This is a genomic window from Pseudomonas sp. KK4, from assembly GCF_001984065.1.
Classification (GTDB): Bacteria; Pseudomonadota; Gammaproteobacteria; order Pseudomonadales; family Pseudomonadaceae; genus Aquipseudomonas.
This window is the reverse complement of sequence record NZ_LYVP01000006.1, coordinates 67,721-87,837: the sequence shown is the minus strand read 5'-3', so window position 1 is coordinate 87,837 and position 20,117 is coordinate 67,721. Positions and strand designations below refer to the sequence as shown.

Below are 20,117 nucleotides of genomic sequence, written 5' to 3'. Positions count from 1 at the left end.
TCAGCGTACCGAACGCAGGGAGCTGTTGATCCGTGGCAGCACGCGGCCCATGACTTCGGCGATGTAGCTCAGGAACAGCGTGCCCACAGAACTTTTGTAGTGTTGCGGGTCACGGCTGGCGATGGCCAGGATGCCATGGATGCCCTGGTGGGAGATGGCAACCACCGCGGTGGAGCCAATCTGCTTGCGCTGTTCTTCGCCGAACAGGAAGTCCAGTTCATGCTCGCGCAGGCTGCCGCTGACACTTTTGTCTTCCTGCAGCAGGCCGCCGATAGCCACTTGCGCCTCGGCGTGGGTGACCCAGCGGCCGACCGGTGTGGGGTTGTCGCCCAGCAGAATGAGGCTGACGAAGGGCACCTGGAAATCCTGGCGCAGGCTGTCTTCGACGCACATCACCACGTCTTCCAGGGTGCTGGTGTCCATCAGCGCGAGAATCAGGCGGCGGGTCTTGTCGAAGAGACGGTCGTTGTCGCGGGCCACGTCCATCAAGTGCGAGAGGCGATGACGCAGCTCGATGTTGCGGTCACGCAGGATGGTCATCTGCCGCTCGACCAGCGACACGGTGTCGCCGCGTCGATGGGGAATGCGCATGGCCGGCAGCAGTTCTTCGTGCTCGACGAAAAAATCCGGATGAGCCTCCAGGTACGCGGCAACGGCCGCCGCCTCCAGGCTTTCGGACGCTGATTCGTCGGGCTGTCGGGCGGGTACCTGTGGCTTATCGGTCATGGCTTTGGCTCACTCAAAGACGCACTTGTCCTTCGTATACGCGTACTGCCGGGCCGGTCATCATGACCGGTTGGCCAGGGCCTGCCCATTCAATGGACAGACGCCCGCCAGGCAGGTCGATCAATAGCGGCGAATCCATCCACCCCTGGCTGATCGCGGCCACCGCGGCGGCACAGGCGCCGGTGCCGCAGGCCTGGGTTTCCCCGGCACCGCGTTCCCAGACGCGCAACTGCGCGCGATTGCGGTCGATGACCTGGATGAAGCCGACATTGACCCGCGCCGGGAAGCGCGGGTGATGTTCGATTTTCGGCCCCAGGTCATGCACCGGTGCATTGTTGATATCGCTGACCCGCAGCACCGCATGGGGGTTGCCCATGGACACCGCCGCCAAATCGACCGCTTTGCCGTCGACGTCGACCTGATAGCTAAGGGCCTGCTCCGTTGCCTGGAACGGAATGTCCGCCGGCACCAGGCGCGGTGCGCCCATGTTGACGCCGATCTGGCCGTCGTTGCGAACATCCAGCTCAATGATGCCGCTTTTGGTTTCGACGCGGATCTGACGCTTGGCGGTCAGACGCTTGTCGAGCACAAAACGGGCGAAACAGCGGGCACCGTTGCCGCACTGTTCCACTTCAGAGCCGTCGGAGTTGAAGATCCGATAGCGGAAATCCACATCCGGGTTGCTCGGTGCTTCGACGATCAGCAACTGGTCGAAACCGATGCCGGTGTGCCGATCGCCCCACAGCTTGGCGTGCTTGGGCAAAATGTGCGCGTGCTGGCTGACCAGGTCGAGGACCATGAAGTCGTTGCCCAGGCCGTGCATTTTGGTAAAACGCAGCAGCATGGTTTTACTCCGGCAGCAGGCTTTCGCCAGCGAACAACTCGGCTACCGTCTCGCGGCGACGTACTTCAAATGCCTGATCACCGTCCACCAACACTTCGGCGGCGCGGCCGCGGGTGTTGTAGTTGGAACTCATGACAAACCCGTAGGCGCCGGCCGAATGCACGGCCAGCAGATCACCTTCCTCCAGCGCCAGCTCACGCTCCTTGGCCAGGAAGTCGCCGGTTTCGCAGATCGGCCCGACGATGTCGTAGGTGCGCGCGGCGGTATCGCGCGGGCGCACGGCGGTGACGTCCATCCAGGCCTGGTACAGCGCCGGGCGGATCAGGTCGTTCATGGCCGCATCGACGATGGCGAAGTCTTTGTGTTCGGTGTGCTTGAGGTATTCAACCTGAGTCAGCAGCACGCCGGCGTTGGCCACGATAAAGCGGCCCGGTTCGAACACCAGCGCCAGGTCACGGCCATCGAGACGCTCGCGCACAGCCTTGATGTAGTCGCCGGCCAGTGGCGGCTCCTCATCGCAATAACGTACGCCCAGGCCGCCGCCGAGGTCGATGTGACGCAGGTAGATGCCGCAGTCGCCGAGGCGGTCGACCAGGCCCAGCAGGCGGTCGAGGGCATCGATGAACGGCGCCAGGGTGGTCAGTTGCGAACCGATGTGGCAGTCGACGCCGACCACTTCCAGGTTCGGCAATTGCGCGGCGCGCACGTACACGTCTTCGGCGTCGGCGATGGCGATGCCGAACTTGTTCTCTTTGAGACCGGTGGAAATGTACGGGTGGGTGCCGGCATCGACGTCCGGGTTCACGCGCAGGGAGATCGGCGCGCGAACGCCCAGCTCGGCGGCGACCACTTGCAGGCGCTCCAGCTCATCGGTGGATTCGACGTTGAAGCAGTGCACGCCGACTTCCAGGGCGCGACGCATGTCGTCGCGGGTCTTGCCGACACCGGAGAACACGATCTTGTCGGCGCTGCCGCCAGCGGCCAGTACGCGTTCCAGCTCGCCACGGGAAACGATGTCGAAACCGGCGCCCAGACGCGCCAGGACATTCAGTACACCCAGGTTGGAGTTGGCCTTGACCGCAAAGCACACCAGGTGCGGCATGCCGTTCAGGGCATTGGCATAAGCCAGGTATTGGGCTTCGATGTGGGCACGGGAATAAACGTAGGTCGGTGTACCAAAGCGATCGGCGATAGCAGACAGGGCAACACCTTCCGCGAACAGTTCACCGTCACGGTAGTTAAAAGCGTCCATGGTGATCCCTTATTGGTAGACGTCGTGCTTGTGAGCCTTCGACGGCTGCTTCTGCGAGGACTTGGCCTGCTCGGCCGGGTCCTGGTCTTCGTCGGGCAGGTACAGCGGGCCTTTCTGGCCGCAGGCCGTCACGAGACAGGCAACCGCGAGGAGCGCGGCAAGGGAAGAGATCAGGCGCTTCATGGCGAAATCCTTGAAAATGCATTAATTGCGCCGGAGTATACCGGCCACCCGGCAGCTTGCCTATGCGAGCGGCCGCCCGTCCGGCGGGCCTTGCCGGATACCGACAGGACACGTGCGATCCAATGTGGGAGCGGGCTTGTGTGGCGAGGGAGCTTGCTCGCGCTCGGCTGCGCAGCAGACGCAAGGCGCTTGGGGACCGCTTCGCGGCCCAGCGCGAGCATGCTCCCTCGCCACAGGCTCGCTTCCACAGAGACAGGCTCCTGGTCGTTATCCTTTGCAATCGACGGGACTCGGTCGTATCTTGCGGCGCTTGAGCCTGATCAGACATTTTTTGAGGTTGCCGTAATGAGTTTGTCCGAAGCGCGTTTCCACGATCTGGTCGATGCCACCCAGCAAACCCTGGAAGACATCTTTGATGACAGCGACCTGGATATCGATCTGGAGAGCTCGGCTGGTGTGCTGACCGTCAAGTTCGAAAACGGCACTCAGTTGATCTTCAGCCGCCAGGAGCCGTTGCGGCAGTTGTGGCTGGCGGCGGTGTCCGGTGGCTTCCACTTCGACTACGACGAAGAGAGCGAGCGCTGGATGTGCGACAAGAGCGAAGAGCAGTTGGGCGAGATGCTCGAGCGCATCGTCAAGCAACAGGCCGGTGCCGAATTCGATTTCGAAGGCCTGTAACACCGTGACCCAGCCAGCCCCCGTCCGCCCGCCCAAGCCGCTCTACAGCAATGTCAGCCCGGCGGTGCCATCGCCGTGCAGCGGTGTGTGCCGCTTGGACGAGCAAAAGGTCTGCCGCGGATGTTTTCGCCATGTCGAAGACATTCGCGAGTGGCGCTCGGCCGATGATGAACGGCGGCGGCTGATCTGTGCCAGCGCCGCCAAGCGCAAATCCCTCGCACCAGAGGTTCCAGGCCAAGGGCACGATTTGCCCTGACTTGTATATTTTTTGAGCTGTGATAGTGTCCGGCTACGCCTCAACCCATCGAGGCTTGTGAAAACCCCGCCTTTTTCTGGCGGGGTTTTGCTTTTTTCGTGCAGAAGAAAGGAGTCTGCCCTGATCATGACCGCACCTTCCATCACCCTTACCCGTCTGGACGTTCAGCGTCTGGAGCGTCTGATCGACAGCCTGGATGAAACCCTGCCGGGCGTTATTGCGCTGCAAACCGAATTGGACCGCGCCGACACGCTGGTCGGCCACGATGAAGTGCCCGCCGATGTCGTGACCATGAATTCCCGTGTTCACTGCCGTGAAGAGAGCAGCGGCAAGGACTATCACCTGACCCTGGTCTACCCCAAGGATGCCAACGCCGATGAAGGCAAGGTCTCGATCCTGGCGCCGGTGGGCAGCGCACTGCTGGGCTTGAAAGTCGGCCAGCACATCGACTGGCCGGCACCCGGCGGCAAGACCCTGAAACTGACCCTGCTCGAAGTGGAATCGCAACCGGCCAACGGTGGCGATTTCCCTCAGTAACGATCGCTCAGACCTGATCGAGCGCCTCGTTCAGTGCGCGCTCCAGGTCCGCCTTGTAGCGCAGATACAAATTGGTTGAACCCTGACCATCACCCAGCAGGCCCGACAGGTCCAGGTCGGTGATGTAGCAGCGGTAACGCTGGCTCTCGCGGCGCTGATCGACGATTTCCCGGGCGACCACCTTGAACAGCTGGTCGCCATGCTCGAGCTCTGAAAACTCCCGCTGATTGCAATACAAGGTGACCTGCACTTCCCCCGGTGCGGCTTTGCCGACGATTGCCTGCACGTCATAGAACGGCTTGTTGACCGGCGTATGCGGCGCCGGCCGGGCGTCGACGCGGCGCGCGCGCCCGGTGCCGGAAGGCAGGATCTGGTAATACAGGATGTCCAGGTTTTTGGGGTGCGCCGCCTCCATGGGCAGCAAAGCATCACGTCGATACTGGATCGATTGCAGGAACCGTTGCAGCGGCACCAGCAGGCTCTGCTCGTCATGCCACGGCAGTCGCTGCTGCCACAAGGCATTGAATTCGTCGAGCACGTACAGGTCGGCCTGGTCTTCGTTGATCCGATAAAACACCTGGATGCCGTCCGGCTGGCCCATGGGCAGCAGCAGCGCCAGGTCGTGGTCCTCCAGCGCCATTGGGTCCAGGTGCAGCGGGCTGTAACTGGCCAGCTCCTCGCTCAGGTAATCGACCAGCGCCGGCAAGGTGTCCAGCGCCACATGATTGACCTGGCCCGGCACCAGCTCCAGCACGTGGTAATGCTGCTGGACCTGAATCAGGTAGCGGTGGTTGAGCGTGCTCAGCAACAGGTTTTGCGCCGTGTCGAGGATATCTTCGACCCGTTGCGCGATGAACTGCGCGCGGTTGTGGCAGAAGCAGCGCACACGCAACTTCGGTTGCCGGACGCCTGCGGGCAGATTGTTGAGGTAATCGCGCAGGCAGTCGAGCAGGGCATGGGGGCCGTCGAAGCGATTGACCAGCACTTCGTTCCAGCTGTTGAGCGTGACCTGGTCCAGGGTCAGCACCAGGTTTTCCCGGACGCCCGCATAACTCAGCGAATCGGTGCGCTCGGTGGTCATCAGGATGTTCAGGTCACGGTGGTGCTTGAGCGGGTCGACGCCGATGTTCACCAGAATCAGCACGTCACTGGGCACGCTGGCGCGCAGTAGCGGCTCTTCGTTGACGGTCGGCAGTGGCAGGGGGATGGTTTGTTGCAGGCTGCCGAGCAGGTTGAACAGCTCGAACTCGCTCAGGTCGCTGCCGCCAGGATGCAAGGCCAGGCGAGTGCTGCTGTCGATCACCCCGTTGCGGTGACACCAGGTCAGCAGCTCGAGCAGATGGCGGCTGCGCTTGATCGGCGCGAAGTGCTCCCACTCAAGAGCGGTCAGGCTGCCGTTGTACAGGCCCCACTGGGATTGTCCCGGTTCCTTCTTGTTCGGGGCGTGCACCAGGGTCAGGGTGTCTTCGGCCAGATCCGGGGCGATGCCCGGGTTGATGAACTCGACCTTGTCCGCCTTGCGCTCGAAAGCGGCATACAGGCGCCGGCCCAGCACGCTGAGATCGCGTTTGTTGATCAGGCTGACGGTCTGTTCGGTGCGGGCGAACTGGGTCAGGAAGCGATAGCTGTAATTGAGTTCGTTGACCAGCGCCCGGCGCTCAGAGCTGACCTGGCGGACTTTCCATTGGCTGCGGCTGTCGAGCAGTGTCAGCTGCCGTTGATCCCAGTGCCACTCATGAGCCAGGCGCTCGAGCAGCGAGCGCTGCCAGCTCTGGGTGCGGCTGTTGCCGGTGAGTTTGCGGTTGACCTTGAGGTACAGCGCGCGCCTTACCAACTCCAGCCGTTCCGGCTCGTTGCGGGCGATGAGGTATTCCTCGATGCGCCGGTAAACCACCACGTAGGGGTCCAGTTCATCGAGGTCGAGCTGGTTGGCGAACACCGCTTGTTTGAAGCGCAGGCTCAGACACTGGACCCGCGGATGTTCGCTGGCATACACCTCGGTCAACAGCAGCTTGAGCACCGATTTGTACGGTGATTCGATGCCCTTGAACAACTGCCACAGCCCGGCACCGACAAACTCGCCGGGGGGAATGAATGCCAGGTGCCCCAGGTCGAGGGTCTCGTCGGCGCGAATGAAGCGCTTGGAGATCAGTGTATGGGTGTAACGGTCGTAGCTGGCCTCTTCATAGACCGGTACCAGCCACCAGATCGGCGTGCGCCCGGCCAGCCAGATCGCCGTGCGATAGAACTCGTCGAGCAGCAGATAGTGTTGGGTGGTGCCGCAATTTTCCGAACTGAGCTGATTGTCGCGCTCACCGCGCACGAAACGGGCCGGGTCGATCAGGAAGAAATGCGCCTCGGCGCCCTGGCTGGCGGCCCAGGTTTCGAGCAACTGACATTTCTTGCGCAGCTCGCCCAGTTCACTCTCGCTCAAGTCCGAGGCGTGGCACACCCACACGTCCATATCGCTTTGATCGGCCTGGGCCAATGTGCCGAGGCTGCCCATCAGGAACAGACCGTGGATCGGGCGCGGTGGATTACTGCCGTGGCGCGGCTTGTAGGAGAACGAACGGGTCAGGCGCTGGGCTTCGGCCAGGACGTTGGCCTCGGGTTCGAAATTCGACAATCCGGCCGGCGTGCTGCCCGATACATAGCCTGGCAACAGCGGATGATTGACGTGGAAAAACAGCGGCAGCAGGCTCAGCACGCTTTGCTGGCGGGTCGACAGACCCTCCATGGCACGCGCCATGCGGCCCTCGTTGAGCTTGAGGAAACGGGCGCGCAGTTGGCTGAGAACCTTGCGGTCGATTCCCTCGTCCAGATCGGGGCGGATTTCGTGGGTGCGGATCATGTCAGCTCAAACCGGCTCGCAGGGCTCGGGTGTGGAGGCTCTCGGGTACGCGCAGTTTAGCGCCTTGGCCAGGAGACATTTAAGCTGAATTTGGTTTTTTGGCGTCAGATTTATAACGTTTTGAAGGGCGCTACCTGCCGGGTCGGCCCGCGGAAATCCCGATCAGGGCTTTCCGTGGGCGAGACGGTGCAATTCAGGCTGTTTCCCGGACGCTCAGGATGGTCAGAACGGTTTGTATGCTTTGCGCGGCATCACGTCCCAGGCTGGTCAGGTAACCGCCATCGGGTTGGTCGATCAGTTCTTTTTCGTACAGGCGTTGGGCGGCGGCAATGGCTTTGGGGGCAGCGGTCTGATGAATTTTCAGGCCTTCCTGGGAACTGTCCAGGGTGAAGAGTGCGAGGATTTCCAGTTCGGCAACCAACTCAGGGGTAAGCGACATAAGGACTCCAGACTTTCTAGGAATTGGACGACAGCGCCCCTAAGGTGAACCCGCCGGTGCGGCATGTCCAGTGCTCGCGGCAGGGTTTTTTTGTCATGGCGAAGATTTGGGGTGAGGGGATTTATCCCCGCTGGGGCGCGAAGCGGCCCTCAGTGACCTTTCAGCCAGACAGAGTTGTCCGGATTTGCGACTGCTTGGCAGCCGAGCGGGGATAAATCCCCTCACCACAGATGTGTTACGGCCAGCCGGGGGGTCAATTCCTTTGTGGTGGCAGCTCGGGCAGCGCCCGCAATGCCGCTTCGTACCATTCGGTGTCGAACGCGCGGTCTTCTTCGAGGATTGCGTCGATTTCTACCGCCAGAACGTGGGCCATCAGGTTCAGGATGTCCTCGCGCTCATAACCCACCAGGGTCAGCTTGTTGAAGGTGGCCTTGGCCGCGGGCGGATTATCGCTTTCGATCTGGTTTTCGATGGCCTGGATCAGGGTACTTTCGGCGAACTCTTCTTCGTCGTTGTCGATATCGGTTGGCTCGCTCATGGCAGGCTCCTCTGGAAATGACGGCCAGTTTACCCGCATTCAGGGCCGTGATGCTGCTGGCAAGAACGCACTTGGCGTTCTATAACAGGGCACTGCCAACCCCCTGCACGGCCTGGAGGCTTTGTAATGCTCAAGCTTTATGGATTTTCGGTCAGCAACTACTACAACATGGTGAAGCTGGCGTTGCTGGAAAAAGGACTGCCGTTCGAAGAAGTGCCGTTTTACGGCGGTCAGACCCCCGATGCGCTGGCCGTCAGCCCGCGTGGCAAGGTGCCGGTGCTGGGTGTCGAACAGGGTTTCATCAATGAAACCAGCGTGATTCTGGAATACATCGAGCAAAGCCAACAAGGCAAGCCGCTGCTGCCCGTTGAACCATTCGAGCGGGCCCAGGTGCTGGCGCTGGCCAGGGAGATCGAGCTGTACATCGAACTGCCTGCGCGTGCGTGTTACTCGGAGGCGTTCTTTGGCATGACGCTGCCAGAGGCGATCAAGGAAAAGACCCGGGCGGAGTTGCTGCTGGGGATTGCGTCGCTGGCTCGACACGGGAAATTTGGCCCCTATGTGGCAGGCGACAGTCTGAGCGTGGCGGATCTGTATTTCCTGTACAGCGTGCCGCTGGCCTGCGGCGTGGCGAAGAAGCTGTTCGATATCGACCTGTTGGCGCAGTTGCCGGCGGCCAAGGCGTTGCTGGAACGCCTGGAACAGAACCCGAACGTGCAGCGCATTGCTGCGGACAAGGACGCGGCGATGCCGGCGTTCATGGCGATGATCGCGTCCAAGAAGTAAGTTCCTGTAGCGGTTTCAAGAGCGTATTCGCGAGCAAGCCCGCTCCCACACCGGACCGTGGTGTTCACAAAATTTGTGTCCACCAGCAATCTAATGTGGGAGCGGGCTTGCTCGCGAAGCTTCTGTGCTTTTAGCGGCTGGCGATCAACGCCTGACCGCGCGCAACGGCCGCTTTGACCTGCGCCGGCGCAGTACCGCCGATGTGATCACGGGCATTGACCGAACCTTCCAGGGTCAGCACGGCAAACACGTCCTGCTCGATCTGGTCGCTGAACTTGCGCAGCTCTTCCAGGCTCATTTCTGCCAGGTCCTTGCCGCTTTCCACCCCGTACTTCACGGCATGGCCAACGATTTCGTGACAATCACGGAATGGCAGGCCACGGCGCACCAGATAGTCCGCCAGGTCGGTGGCGGTGGAGAAACCGCGCAGCGCCGCTTCGCGCATCATCGCGTGCTTGGGCTTGATCGCCGGGATCATGTCGGCAAAGGCCCGCAGCGAATCGCGCAGGGTGTCTGCGGCGTCGAACAGCGGTTCCTTGTCTTCCTGGTTGTCCTTGTTGTAGGCCAGTGGCTGGCCCTTCATCAGGGTCAGCAGGCCCATCAGCGCGCCGAACACGCGGCCGGTCTTGCCACGCACCAGCTCTGGCACATCCGGGTTTTTCTTTTGCGGCATGATCGAGCTGCCGGTGCAGAAACGGTCCGGCAGATCGATGAACTGGAACTGCGCGCTGGTCCACAGCACCAGCTCTTCGGAGAAGCGCGACAAGTGCATCATCGCGATGCTCGCGGCCGAGCAGAATTCGATAGCGAAGTCACGATCGGACACGTTGTCCAGCGAGTTGCCGCCCACGGCCTCGAAGCCCAGCAATTGCGCCGTGTATTCGCGGTCGATCGGGTAGGTGGTGCCCGCCAGCGCGGCGCTGCCCAGGGGCATGCGGTTGGTGCGCTTGCGGCAGTCGACCAGGCGTTCGTAGTCGCGGCTGAGCATTTCGAACCAGGCCAGCATGTGATGCCCGAAGGTCACCGGCTGCGCGGTCTGTAGGTGGGTGAAGCCCGGCATGATGCTGCCGGCTTCGCGCTCGGCCTGCTCCAGCAGGCCTTTTTGCAGGCGGGTGATTTCACTCAGGATCAGGTCGATTTCGTCACGCAGCCACAGGCGGATATCGGTGGCCACCTGGTCGTTTCGGCTGCGGCCGGTGTGCAGCTTTTTACCGGTCACGCCGATGCGATCGGTCAGGCGCGCCTCGATGTTCATGTGCACGTCTTCGAGGTCTACGCGCCAGTCGAACTGGCCGGCCTCGATTTCACCCTGGATGGTGTTCAACCCGTCGATGATGCTGTCGCGCTCGGCATCGGTCAGCACGCCGACCTTGGCCAGCATCGTGGCGTGGGCGATCGAACCCATGATGTCGTGGCGATACAGGCGCTGGTCGAAGGTGACGGAGGCGGTGAAGCGGGCGACGAAGGCGTCGACGGGTTCACTGAAGCGGCCGCCCCAGGACTGATTGGTCTTGTCAGTGCTCATGAATTCGCTCGTATCGGCTGAAGAAAAGTGACGTTGAAAGCTGCGGCGGATAATAACAGGGTTGCCAGGGCTGTCGCAGACGCTGGTCGACTGGTTTTTCGGGGGCGCCAGCCCTGCCCGGAATACGTCCCGGGCAATTTGCACAACGATATTTTTCAATTGAGCAATAACGTCCCGGCAACCGTCTACAGTTGGACAGTAGGACCAGCGCACTTACCGGTGCAGACGCTGACTATAAGAAGAGGGGGTGTTCATATTGCGTATCAGCAAACCCTGTGGCGATCTGTCGCCAATGCGGGCCTGGGCCGCCAATTACCCGGCACTTGAAAATTTAGCCGCCGGACCAGCGGCACTTTTTGACGCTCGCGCTAGTCTTAGCGTGGATCGCGGTGACGGACGTCACTTCACCTGTCTACGCTATCCTTGTGCGAGACTCACGCAGGAATCCAGCGCAATATGAATGTCCTGATCGTTGATGACGACCCCCTTGCCCGCGAGCGCCTGAGCCGAATGGTTGGCGAACTCGAGGGATACAGTGTCCTGGAGCCCAGCGCCACGAATGGCGAAGAAGCGTTGGCACTGATCGACAGTCACAAGCCGGATATCGTGCTGCTCGATATCCGCATGCCGGGCCTCGATGGCCTGCAAGTGGCCGCGCGATTGTGCGAACGTGAAACCCCGCCCGCCGTGGTGTTTTGCACAGGCCCCGATGAATTTGCCGTGGAAGCCTTACAGGCCAGCGCCGTAGGCTATCTGGTGAAACCTGTGAGAACTGAACAATTACATGACTCGTTGAAAAAAGCCGAACGTCCCAACCGTGTTCAACTGTCGGCCCTGACTCGTCCGGCCGCGGAAAGTGGCAGCGGCCCTCGCAGCCATATCAGCGCCCGTACCCGCAAAGGGATCGAGTTGATCCCGCTGGATCAGGTGGTCTACTTCATTGCCGACCACAAATACGTGACCCTGCGTCATGAAGCGGGTGAAGTGCTGCTCGACGAGCCGCTCAAGGCCCTTGAAGACGAATTCGGCGACCGTTTTGTACGCATCCACCGCAACGCACTGGTGGCTCGCGATCGGATCGAACGCTTGCAGCGTACGCCTCTGGGGCATTTCCAACTGTTCCTCAAGGGCTTGAACGGCGATGCCCTGATCGTCAGTCGGCGCCATGTGGCCGGCGTGCGGAAAATGATGCAACAGCTTTGAATCGCGGGCCGCAGCGCATATTCCACCCGATTTCCGGACTTGCGGGGCCAGGGAGGCCGAGTAGTTTCTGATACAAGTCAAAGTGGATTTGGCTGAGCTGTTATTATCCGTCGTATCTATTCAGTACGGATTGATCCATGTCCTCTCGCCAAATCCGCATCGCCACCCGTAAAAGCGCTCTTGCCCTGTGGCAGGCCGAATACGTCAAAGCCCGTCTGGAAGAGGCCCATCCAGGCCTGCTCGTGACCCTGGTTCCGATGGTCAGTCGCGGCGACAAGCTGCTGGACTCGCCGCTGTCGAAAATCGGCGGCAAGGGCCTGTTCGTCAAGGAACTGGAAACCGCACTGCTGGAAAACGAAGCCGACATCGCCGTGCACTCCATGAAAGACGTGCCGATGGACTTCCCGCAAGGCCTGGGCCTGTTCTGCATTTGCGAGCGCGAAGACCCGCGAGACGCCTTTGTCTCCAATACCTATGCCAGCCTCGATGCGTTGCCCCCGGGCAGCATCGTCGGCACCTCGAGCCTGCGTCGCCAGGCCCAACTGTTGACCCGTCGCCCGGACCTGGAAATCCGCTTCCTGCGCGGCAACGTCAACACGCGCCTGGCCAAGCTCGATGCCGGCGAGTACGACGCCATCATCCTCGCGTCCGCCGGTTTGATCCGCCTGGGTTTCGAAGATCGCATCACCTCGGCCATCAGTGTCGATGACAGTCTGCCGGCCGGTGGTCAGGGCGCAGTGGGCATCGAATGTCGCAGCGCCGACAGTGAGATTCACGCGTTGCTGGCGCCACTGCATCACCAGGACACCGCGATTCGCGTGACGGCCGAACGCGCCCTCAACAAACACCTCAATGGCGGTTGCCAGGTGCCGATCGCCTGCTACGCCGTACTTGAAGGCGAGCAGGTCTGGTTGCGTGGTCTGGTGGGCGAGCCCAGCGGTGGATTGCTGCTCAGTGCCCAGGCACGCGCGCCACGCGGCGATGCCGAAGCCTTGGGTGTACGCGTGGCCGAAGACTTGTTGAGCCAGGGCGCCGCGGACATCCTAAAAGCGGTGTATGGCGAGGCAGGTCACGAGTGACTGGCTGGCGCCTGCTGCTGACGCGTCCGGCGGATGAATCGGCGGCGCTGGGCAGCGTCCTGGCAGAGCAGGGGATTTTCAGCAGCAGCCTGCCGCTTTTGGACATCGTGCCGATCCCGGTCTCTGACACAATGCGCGAGGCGATCCAGAAGCTGGATCGCTACTGCGCGGTGATCGTGGTCAGCAAACCTGCGGCGCGACTCGGTGTCCAGTTGCTTGAGCGGTTTTGCCCGAGAGTACCCGAGGTCAAATGCTTCAGCGTCGGTGCGGCCACCGCGCAGATTCTTGAAGAGCATGGTCTGGATGTGAGCTTTCCGAAGGAAGGCGACGACAGCGAAGCCTTGCTTGAATTGGGGCGCTTGCGCCAGGCGATTGCCCGGCCGGATCCGCGGGTATTGATACTGCGTGGCGAAGGCGGGCGCGAGCTGCTGGCGCAGGGTTTGCGCGAGCGAGGTGCTCGCGTCGATTATCTGCAATTGTACCGCCGTGAGCTGCCGCACTACCCGCCGGGAGCGCTGCCTGAACGGATCCAGGCGGAACGCCTGAATGCACTGGTGGTCAGCAGTGGACAGGGTTTTGAACACCTGCGGCAGTTGGCTGGCAATGACTGGCCGCGATTGGCGCAGTTGTCGTTGTTTGTACCAAGCCCCAGGGTCGCCGAGCTGGCACGTGCCGCCGGCGCCCAAACAGTTGTGGATTGTCGTGGCGCCAGTGCCGCGGCTTTGCTGACGGCGTTACGGGAGCATCCCGTGCCCGTTCTCTAATGCAAAGGATGGATACGTGAGCGAAACAGCCTTGCCTAAAGATGACGTCCGGCCTGTGCCTGAAGCGCCGGTTGATACCCCTTTCAACGAAACACTGCCCCCTGTTGTGCCGCAGCGTCGGGGCAATGGCCTGGCCATCGTCGCGCTGTTGTTGGGCGCTGCCGGTATTGCGGTGGGCGGCTGGGGGGTGTGGCAGGTGCGCCACCTGCAGACGACCAATCAGCAGCAGTTGAGTCAGGTGCAGGCGTTGGGCGATGAAACGCAAAGCCTGAAACTCAACGCGCAACGCATGAGCGCGCGTCTGGAGCAATTGCCCGGCGCCGACGTATTGGAAGAGCGCAGCCGGCTGGTGATTCAGCTGCAGGGCGATCAGCAGCGGCTCAATCAACGTCTGGAAACCGTCCTGGGCGCCAGCCGCAAGGACTGGCGCCTGGCCGAGGCCGAGCACCTGCTGCGCCTGGCCAGCCTGCGTCTGTCCGCTTTGCAGGACATCAGCAGCGCGCAGGCGCTGGTGCAGGGCGCCGACGATATTCTTCGAGAGCAAAACGATCCGGGCGCCTTCGCCGCGCGGGAACAGGTGGCCAAGACCCTGGTGGCCTTGCGCAGCACCGATCAGCCGGACCGCACCGGTCTGTTCCTGCGCCTGGGGGCGTTGCGCGAGCAGGTAGTAGGCCTGACCGAGCTGGCCCCTGAATACAAGGATCGTGGTGAGTCTCTGCTTGGCCTGACCGCCGACGGTGACGGCGCCAGTCGCTGGGCGCAATGGTGGGATCAGATCTCGCACTACATTCGCATCGATTTCAATGCCGACAAGAACGTCCGTCCGTTGCTCGCCGGGCAGAGCCTGAGCCAGGTGCGTCTGGCGCTGAGCCTGACCCTGGAGCAGGCGCAATGGGCCGCGCTCAACGGCCAGGCGGCGGTCTACAGCCAGGCGCTGGACGAGGCCCGTGATGTGCTCAAGGGCAATTTCAACCCGGACAACCCGCAGAGCAAAGTGATGCTTGAACAGTTGGCCGAACTGAGCAAGCAGCCGGTGACCGTGGTGACGCCTGACCTGACCGGCACGCTGAGTGCGGTGCAGGGGTATCTTGAGCGGCGCAACGTCAACGCAGAAGATTCGATCAAGCCATTGCCCAAGCCTGCTGCAAGTACTGCGCAGGAGGCTACGCCATGAAGCGCCTGTATGTGATCGTGTTTCTGGTCATCGCCGCCGCGGCGGCGTTGGGGCTGGCGATTGCCGAGCATTCCGGTTACGTGCTGATCGCCTACAGGAGCTTCCGTTTCGAATCGAGCCTGTGGGCGACGCTGGCGTTGGTGGCCGTGCTGTGGCTGGTGATCTGGGGCATCAAGGCGCTGGTCTTGCTGGTCATGACCTCCGCTGGCGTGGTCAATCCCATGTCGCGGCGCAATCGCAGTCGACGGGTGCAGGTCGCCATCGAACACGGTCAACTGGATCTGGCGGAAGGGCGTTGGTCCAGTGCGCAACGGCACTTGTCTCGGGCCGCCGAAGCCGAGCGCCAGCCACTGCTCTATTACCTCGGAGCCGCCCGAGCCGCCAATGAACAAGGCCATTACGAAGAGAGCGACAACCTGCTGGAGCGTGCGCTGGAGCGCCAGCCCCAGGCCGAGTTGGCGATTGCCTTGAATCACGCACAATTGCAAACCGATCGCGGGGACACCGACGGTGCCCTGGCGACACTGCAAGCGATGCACGAGCGTCACCCGCATAACGCCCAGACCTTGCGCCAGTTGCAACGTCTGCATCAGCAGCGTGGCGACTGGTCCGCGGTGATTAAGCTGTTGCCGGAACTGCGCAAAGACAAGGTCCTGCCCGCGGCAGAACTGGCGGAGCTGGAGCGTCGTGCATGGGGCAATAACCTGTCTCTGGCGGCGCAGCGGGAAGCGGACGGGACCGTCGGTTTGCAATCGCTCAATGGCGCCTGGCAGCAACTGACGTCGGCCCAGCGCCAGGAGCCGCAACTGGTGCTCGCCTATGCCGAGCAACTGCGACAGCTGGGGGCGCAAGCCGAGGCCGAAGAAGTCTTGCGCACGGCGCTCAAACGCAACTACGACAGTCACCTGGCACGTCTCTATGGCCTGGTGCGCGGCAGTGATCCGGCGCGTCAGTTGCAGCTGGCCGAGGGTTGGCTCAAGGATCACCCTGCCGATTCAAGCTTGTTGCTGACCCTGGGGCGGCTTTGCCTGCAGAGCAGCCTGTGGGGCAAGGCGCGCGACTATCTGGAAAGCAGCCTGCGAATTCAGCGCAACCCCGAAGCCTGCGCGGAACTGGCGCGGTTGCTGGCGCAAATGGGTGATACAGAGCGCAGCAACCAGTTGTTTCAGGAAGGCCTGGGCTTGCTGGATGAACGCTTGCTGGCAGCGCCGCTGCCGGTACCGGCTCACGCTTGATGGCGGCGGCAAAGGTGTGGCGAGGGGCTTGTTCCCGTGGGGTCGCGTAGCGGCCCCAGCTCCACATAATTGTCGGATTTTTTTCCGTCCGATAGCGTTCTTTGAATAGTCCTACAAAGGGCTACGCCGAATCCTCCAACACGTGTCGGGAATTCTCTACGGCCTTGCTGAATAGTCCGTATTCGCTTGTCTTGAAACGTCAGAATGCTTTCCTCTACCGTAGCCGTCGTTCTCAACTGTTACGGAAAACTCATGTCTGCGGCCTGCACACGCTCCTTGTTTTTCACGGTCTTCGTTGCGGGCGCCCTGGTCTTGGGCGTGTCCTACTACCTGCAATATTCCATCGGCCTGAGCCCTTGTGGATTGTGCCTGTTGCAGCGTGTCTGCCTTGCAATGCTGACGGGCATCTGCCTGATAGCCGCAGTCCACGGCCCCGGTCCCCTCGGCGCTTCCCTTTATTGGCTGGCCGGTCTTCTGTGCAGTGTGGCGGGCACGGTCACCGCGTGGCGACAGGTGCTGTTGCAGAATGATCCGCTGCATCAGCTATCAGTCTGCGGGTCCGATCTGCCCGGACTGTTTGCCAGTGCGTCCTGGGTCTGCGTCGTGCAACAGATCTTCAACGGGTCTTTCGATTGCCCACAGCGCTCCTGGACGCTGCTCGACCTGAGCATCCCTGAGTGGAGTCTGCTGTTCTTCGTCGCGATGTTGATACTCGGTGTTTATCAGTTGTTGCGTCTTGTCTGGGCCGCGGTACGACGACCGCTCGGCGGCGATTCGGCGCCTCACGCACTGGCGCGCGATTAAACACTTGTATGAACTTTATCGCCTGCGTACCTTGAAGCCACAGTCGTGCGGGCATAATCTGGCCCGCACGTGTCATTGGAATTATGTTGCTCGATGACGCTCTGCCCGAACGCCCATTACAAGAGGCGCACACGGGCACAGAGCAGCTGACCCACAAGGGAAGAGAGATCACCATGCTCGAAAGTTGTCAGAATGCTCAGGAACGCTGGGGTGGAGTGCACCTGCTGATCGATCGCTGGTTGCAGGAGCGTCGAGAACTGATCGGCGCCTATGATGCGCTCGGCGCCAAGCCTGAAGCGCTCGGTGAAAACCGCAAGCCTTTGCAGGAATTCTGCGGCGTGCTGGTCGATTACGTCTCTGCCGGCCACTTCGAGATCTACGAACAACTGACAGGGGAGGCCAAGGCCTTCAACGACAAGCGTGGTCTGGAACTGGCCGAGACGATCTACCCGCGAATCGATGTCATCACCGAGAAACTCCTCGCGTTCAACGACCTGTGTGATGAGGGCAAATGCGTCGCAGAGAAGTTCAAGGAACTCGGCGGCCTGTTGCACGAACGCTTCGAACTGGAAGACTGCCTGATCGAAGTGCTGCACACCGCGCACAAGGCCGAAGACTCGGTCCAGGCTTGAAGCCCTTCCTGCAAGACCTTTGAACGGTGCGCCTCGGCGCACCGTTTTCATTTGTGCGGTCAGCTGGTGGCGCCGCGCAACTCCACTTCGAACACCAGGGGCGTGTACGGCGCGATCAGGTCACCTGCACCGTCGGCGCCATAGGCTTGCGCCGATGGAATCACCAGCCGCCATTTCGCACCGACCGGCATCTGCTGCAACGCACTGCGCCAGCCACTGATCACACTGTCGAGACTGAACCACTGCGGCTGATTGTTCTGGTCGAATACGGTGCCGTCAGGCAGGCGACCGATGTAAACCACCTGCACTTTTCCATTGGGTCCGGCTTTGGCGCCGTTGCCCGGTGTCAGCTCCGTCAGCAGTATTCCGTCCGCCAGTTCGCGCACGCCGGGTTTGGCTTTTTCATCGGCAAGAAAACGTTGCTCGTGCTCCAACGCCAGTTCGTTTTGCGGCGCGGGTGTCTGCATGGCGACGCGGGCTTCGTGTTCGGCAAGAATCTGTTCGATCTGCTCATCCTTCAACGCCAGTGGCTTGCCTTGATAGGCCTGCTGCAAGCCTTCGACCAGTGCCTTGAGTTGCAGGTCGGGAACCTCCTGACGCAGGCGTTCGCCCAGGCTTGCACCGAGGCTGTAAGCGAGATCGTGAGCGTCATTTTCCTGGTTTTTTTCCGCGGCCTGGGCCACGGAAAAAATCACGCACAGCGATAAAAAAAGGTAGCGCGACATGGGCACCCTCCGACCTGAGATGCGAGCGATTATGCCAGTGTGAATGTGCTTAACGGTGAACTGCTTTTGCGCAACTGCAGAAGTTTTTCACCGCTTTGCAACAGGACGCTTTCGATAGTGTCAACATGCCCTAGCGGCGGTTGCAGCAGAGGTCTAGTATGAGCCGCAACTCACTTCAGCCAGGAGGTAAACCATGTCGGCCACCAAGAAGCCAGTAAACACTCCGTTGCACCTGCTCCAACAACTGTCGGGCAGCTTGCTCGAGCACTTAGAAACTGCTTGTTCAGAAGCCTTGGCTGATGCTGAAAAACTGCTCGCCAAACTGGAAAAACAGCGCGGCAAAGCTCAAGAGAAATTGCACAAATCCCGCACCAAATTGCAGGACGCTGCAGCGGCCGGCAAAGCCAAGGCACAAGCCAAGGCGAAGGATGGCGTGAAGGAACTCGAAGACCTGCTCGACGCCCTCAAGGAACGTCAGTCGGACACTCGTGGCTACATCCTGCAACTCAAGCGCGACGCTCAGGAAAGCCTGAAACTGGCCCAGGGTGTTGGTCGCGTGCAAGAGGCTGTCGGCAAGGCACTGTCCCTGCGTTCGGCCAAGGCGGCTGCGGCCCCTGCCAGGAAAGTCGCTGCCAAACCGGTTGCCGCAAAAGCACCGGCCAAGACCGCAGCAAAACCTGCCGCTAAACCTGCTGCGAAAACCGCTGCTGCCAAACCCGCAGCGAAAAAACCAGTCGCTGCCAGCGCTGCAAAACCAGCTGCCAAAACTGCAACTGCCAAGCCTGCCGCCAAGCCAGTGGCTGCCAAAACCACCGCCGCTAAACCTGCTGCAAGAACGGCTGCTGCCAAACCTGCTGCAGCGAAAACCACAGCGGCAAAACCCGCTGCCAAACCTGCCGCAAAACCAGCGGCTAAAACCGCAGCCGCGAAGCCGGCCGCCAAGCCAGCTGCGAAACCAGTTGCAGCTAAAACCGCTGCCAAGCCAGCCGCAAGACCTGCCGCAAAACCTGCCGCAAAACCAGCGGCCAAAACCGCTGCTGCAAAACCTGCTGCGGCCAAGCCAGCGGCCAAACCAGCTGCCGCTAAACCAGCAGCCGCTGCCAAACCTGCCGCCGCCAAACCAGCAACCGCTGCCAAGCCAGCTGCCGCTAAACCAGCAGCCAAACCGGCCGCAGCCAAACCGGCTGCAAAACCAGCCGCCAAGCCTGCCGCCAAACCAGCCGTGAAAAAGCCGGCCGCTGCTGCCAAGCCGACCCCGGCGCCTGCCGCCAAGCCAGCAAGCCCGGCGCCAACCGCTTCGGCCGCCCCTGCGCCGGCAGCCCCTGCCTCGACGGCCACCACCAGTGCGCCAACGCCAGTGGCACCGTCGAGCACCAGCAACACCCCAACCAGCGCCTCCTAAGTGCCGGTTGCCGCGACGCGCAGCTGATGCAGCGCGTCGCGGTTCAGGTGTGCGGCGCCCGCCGCTACCCCTTCGAGCCAGGCCGATGTCTCGGTCGTCCCATCTTGCGGCCAGCGTTCTGCCGATCGCTCCAGGCGCAACAACAGATGTTTTTCCGCTTCCGTTTCCAGTGACTTCACTTGGCTGCGTAATTCATTGAGCCCGGCATCCAAGCTGGCGGCGGCTTTCCATTGCTGGCGCAAGGCCCGCAGCGGTTGCACGACATCCGTATCCCAAGGCCCTGCCGTCACTCGCAGCGACTGCAAGCGCTGTTCGGTGCAGGCAACGCCACGCGCCTCCAGCCATAACCCGCACAGCAGCAGGCACACGTTCACACCCGCTGACTGCAACTGCAGGCACGCGGGTTCAGCGCCGCGACGGATGTAGGTTTCAACGGAAAAGCTCCACAGGTCAGAGGACATAGTGCTACTCGCGCCAGTTGCGA

22 protein-coding genes and 1 pseudogene are annotated in these 20,117 nt (G+C 61.6%); 13 read left to right on the top strand and 10 right to left on the bottom strand.

Annotated elements, in window-relative coordinates; all coding sequences use genetic code 11:
• From B0W55_RS04180 to B0W55_RS04165, 4 genes are read right to left on the bottom strand one after another with little or no spacing between them, the layout of a single operon-like run.
• The gene (locus B0W55_RS04180; protein WP_077044763.1) at positions 1-726 is read right to left on the bottom strand and encodes a DUF484 family protein; all 726 of its coding nucleotides are present in this window, start codon (positions 724-726) and stop codon (positions 1-3) included.
• A 13-nt stretch (positions 727-739) separates the two neighbouring features.
• Positions 740-1,570: a diaminopimelate epimerase gene (gene dapF / locus B0W55_RS04175; protein WP_077044762.1), complete on the bottom strand. Its 831-nt coding sequence runs from the start codon at positions 1,568-1,570 to the stop codon at positions 740-742.
• Between the two features lie 4 nt (positions 1,571-1,574).
• Positions 1,575-2,822: a diaminopimelate decarboxylase gene (gene lysA, locus B0W55_RS04170; protein ID WP_077044761.1), complete on the bottom strand. Its 1,248-nt coding sequence runs from the start codon at positions 2,820-2,822 to the stop codon at positions 1,575-1,577.
• A 9-nt stretch (positions 2,823-2,831) separates the two neighbouring features.
• Positions 2,832-3,005, bottom strand: a complete 174-nt coding sequence (locus B0W55_RS04165; protein ID WP_077044760.1) for a lipoprotein — start codon at positions 3,003-3,005, stop codon at positions 2,832-2,834.
• Between the two features lie 345 nt (positions 3,006-3,350).
• Here B0W55_RS04165 and cyaY point away from each other — a divergent pair, with 345 nt between their 5' ends.
• The 3 genes from cyaY (at position 3,351) to rnk (ending at position 4,476) form a co-directional block, all read left to right on the top strand.
• On the top strand, positions 3,351-3,683 hold the full coding sequence (cyaY, locus tag B0W55_RS04160) for an iron donor protein CyaY (RefSeq protein ID WP_077044759.1): 333 nt from the start codon (positions 3,351-3,353) through the stop codon (positions 3,681-3,683).
• A 4-nt stretch (positions 3,684-3,687) separates the two neighbouring features.
• Positions 3,688-3,939, top strand: coding sequence for a DUF1289 domain-containing protein (locus tag B0W55_RS04155; protein WP_077044758.1), 252 nt, complete (start codon positions 3,688-3,690; stop codon positions 3,937-3,939).
• A gap of 126 nt (positions 3,940-4,065) precedes the next feature.
• Entirely contained in the window at positions 4,066-4,476 is a 411-nt protein-coding gene (gene rnk, locus B0W55_RS04150) for a nucleoside diphosphate kinase regulator (protein WP_077044757.1), read from the top strand.
• A 7-nt stretch (positions 4,477-4,483) separates the two neighbouring features.
• Here the strand turns inward: rnk and B0W55_RS04145 are convergent, their stop codons facing one another.
• The 3 genes from B0W55_RS04145 to B0W55_RS04135 form a co-directional block, all read right to left on the bottom strand.
• Positions 4,484-7,327, bottom strand: coding sequence for a class I adenylate cyclase (locus tag B0W55_RS04145; protein ID WP_077044756.1), 2,844 nt, complete (start codon positions 7,325-7,327; stop codon positions 4,484-4,486).
• 193 nt (positions 7,328-7,520) lie between these two features.
• On the bottom strand, positions 7,521-7,766 hold the full coding sequence (locus tag B0W55_RS04140; protein ID WP_077044755.1) for a TIGR02647 family protein: 246 nt from the start codon (positions 7,764-7,766) through the stop codon (positions 7,521-7,523).
• Positions 7,767-8,019: 253 nt separating this feature from the next.
• The gene (locus tag B0W55_RS04135) at positions 8,020-8,304 is read right to left on the bottom strand and encodes a hypothetical protein (protein ID WP_077044754.1); all 285 of its coding nucleotides are present in this window, start codon (positions 8,302-8,304) and stop codon (positions 8,020-8,022) included.
• Positions 8,305-8,430: 126 nt separating this feature from the next.
• On the opposite strand from B0W55_RS04135, the gene B0W55_RS04130 reads away from it, so the two are divergent.
• Complete coding sequence (locus B0W55_RS04130) at positions 8,431-9,090, top strand: glutathione S-transferase family protein (protein ID WP_077044753.1); 660 nt, start codon at positions 8,431-8,433, stop codon at positions 9,088-9,090.
• Positions 9,091-9,220: 130 nt separating this feature from the next.
• Here B0W55_RS04130 and argH read toward each other — a convergent pair whose 3' ends face one another.
• A complete protein-coding gene (gene argH, locus B0W55_RS04125) occupies positions 9,221-10,615 on the bottom strand; it encodes an argininosuccinate lyase (protein WP_077044752.1) in 1,395 nt (464 codons plus the stop codon).
• Between the two features lie 337 nt (positions 10,616-10,952).
• Between argH and B0W55_RS31460 the strand changes: the two are divergent.
• From B0W55_RS31460 to B0W55_RS04090, 8 genes and pseudogenes are all read left to right on the top strand, one after another.
• A pseudogene (locus B0W55_RS31460) lies at positions 10,953-11,075 on the top strand (sensor histidine kinase); the annotation flags it as partial.
• The gene (locus B0W55_RS04120; RefSeq protein ID WP_077044751.1) at positions 11,072-11,818 is read left to right on the top strand and encodes a LytTR family DNA-binding domain-containing protein; all 747 of its coding nucleotides are present in this window, start codon (positions 11,072-11,074) and stop codon (positions 11,816-11,818) included. The pseudogene B0W55_RS31460 and the gene B0W55_RS04120, both read left to right, overlap by 4 nt.
• Before the next feature lie 137 nt (positions 11,819-11,955).
• Complete coding sequence (hemC, locus tag B0W55_RS04115) at positions 11,956-12,897, top strand: hydroxymethylbilane synthase (RefSeq protein ID WP_077044750.1); 942 nt, start codon at positions 11,956-11,958, stop codon at positions 12,895-12,897.
• The gene (locus B0W55_RS04110) at positions 12,894-13,661 is read left to right on the top strand and encodes a uroporphyrinogen-III synthase (protein WP_077044749.1); all 768 of its coding nucleotides are present in this window, start codon (positions 12,894-12,896) and stop codon (positions 13,659-13,661) included. Before hemC ends, B0W55_RS04110 begins: the two co-directional genes overlap by 4 nt.
• A gap of 16 nt (positions 13,662-13,677) precedes the next feature.
• The gene (locus B0W55_RS04105; RefSeq protein ID WP_077044748.1) at positions 13,678-14,835 is read left to right on the top strand and encodes a uroporphyrinogen-III C-methyltransferase; all 1,158 of its coding nucleotides are present in this window, start codon (positions 13,678-13,680) and stop codon (positions 14,833-14,835) included.
• Complete coding sequence (locus tag B0W55_RS04100; RefSeq protein ID WP_077044747.1) at positions 14,832-16,070, top strand: heme biosynthesis protein HemY; 1,239 nt, start codon at positions 14,832-14,834, stop codon at positions 16,068-16,070. Before B0W55_RS04105 ends, B0W55_RS04100 begins: the two co-directional genes overlap by 4 nt.
• Positions 16,071-16,322: 252 nt before the next feature.
• Positions 16,323-16,874 (top strand): disulfide bond formation protein B, encoded by a 552-nt coding sequence (locus B0W55_RS04095; protein ID WP_077044746.1) that lies wholly within the window; start codon positions 16,323-16,325, stop codon positions 16,872-16,874.
• A 173-nt stretch (positions 16,875-17,047) separates the two neighbouring features.
• The gene (locus B0W55_RS04090; RefSeq protein ID WP_077044745.1) at positions 17,048-17,506 is read left to right on the top strand and encodes an Rsd/AlgQ family anti-sigma factor; all 459 of its coding nucleotides are present in this window, start codon (positions 17,048-17,050) and stop codon (positions 17,504-17,506) included.
• A gap of 59 nt (positions 17,507-17,565) precedes the next feature.
• On the opposite strand, the gene B0W55_RS04085 is transcribed toward B0W55_RS04090, so the two are convergent.
• Positions 17,566-18,231, bottom strand: a complete 666-nt coding sequence (locus B0W55_RS04085) for an FKBP-type peptidyl-prolyl cis-trans isomerase (RefSeq protein ID WP_077044744.1) — start codon at positions 18,229-18,231, stop codon at positions 17,566-17,568.
• 193 nt (positions 18,232-18,424) lie between these two features.
• Here B0W55_RS04085 and B0W55_RS04080 point away from each other — a divergent pair, with 193 nt between their 5' ends.
• Entirely contained in the window at positions 18,425-19,633 is a 1,209-nt protein-coding gene (locus B0W55_RS04080; RefSeq protein ID WP_077044743.1) for an AlgP family protein, read from the top strand.
• Here the strand turns inward: B0W55_RS04080 and B0W55_RS04075 are convergent.
• Positions 19,630-20,094, bottom strand: coding sequence for a TIGR02444 family protein (locus tag B0W55_RS04075; protein ID WP_077044742.1), 465 nt, complete (start codon positions 20,092-20,094; stop codon positions 19,630-19,632). The genes B0W55_RS04080 and B0W55_RS04075 overlap by 4 nt on opposite strands.
• Between the last annotated feature and the right edge of the window lie 23 nt (positions 20,095-20,117).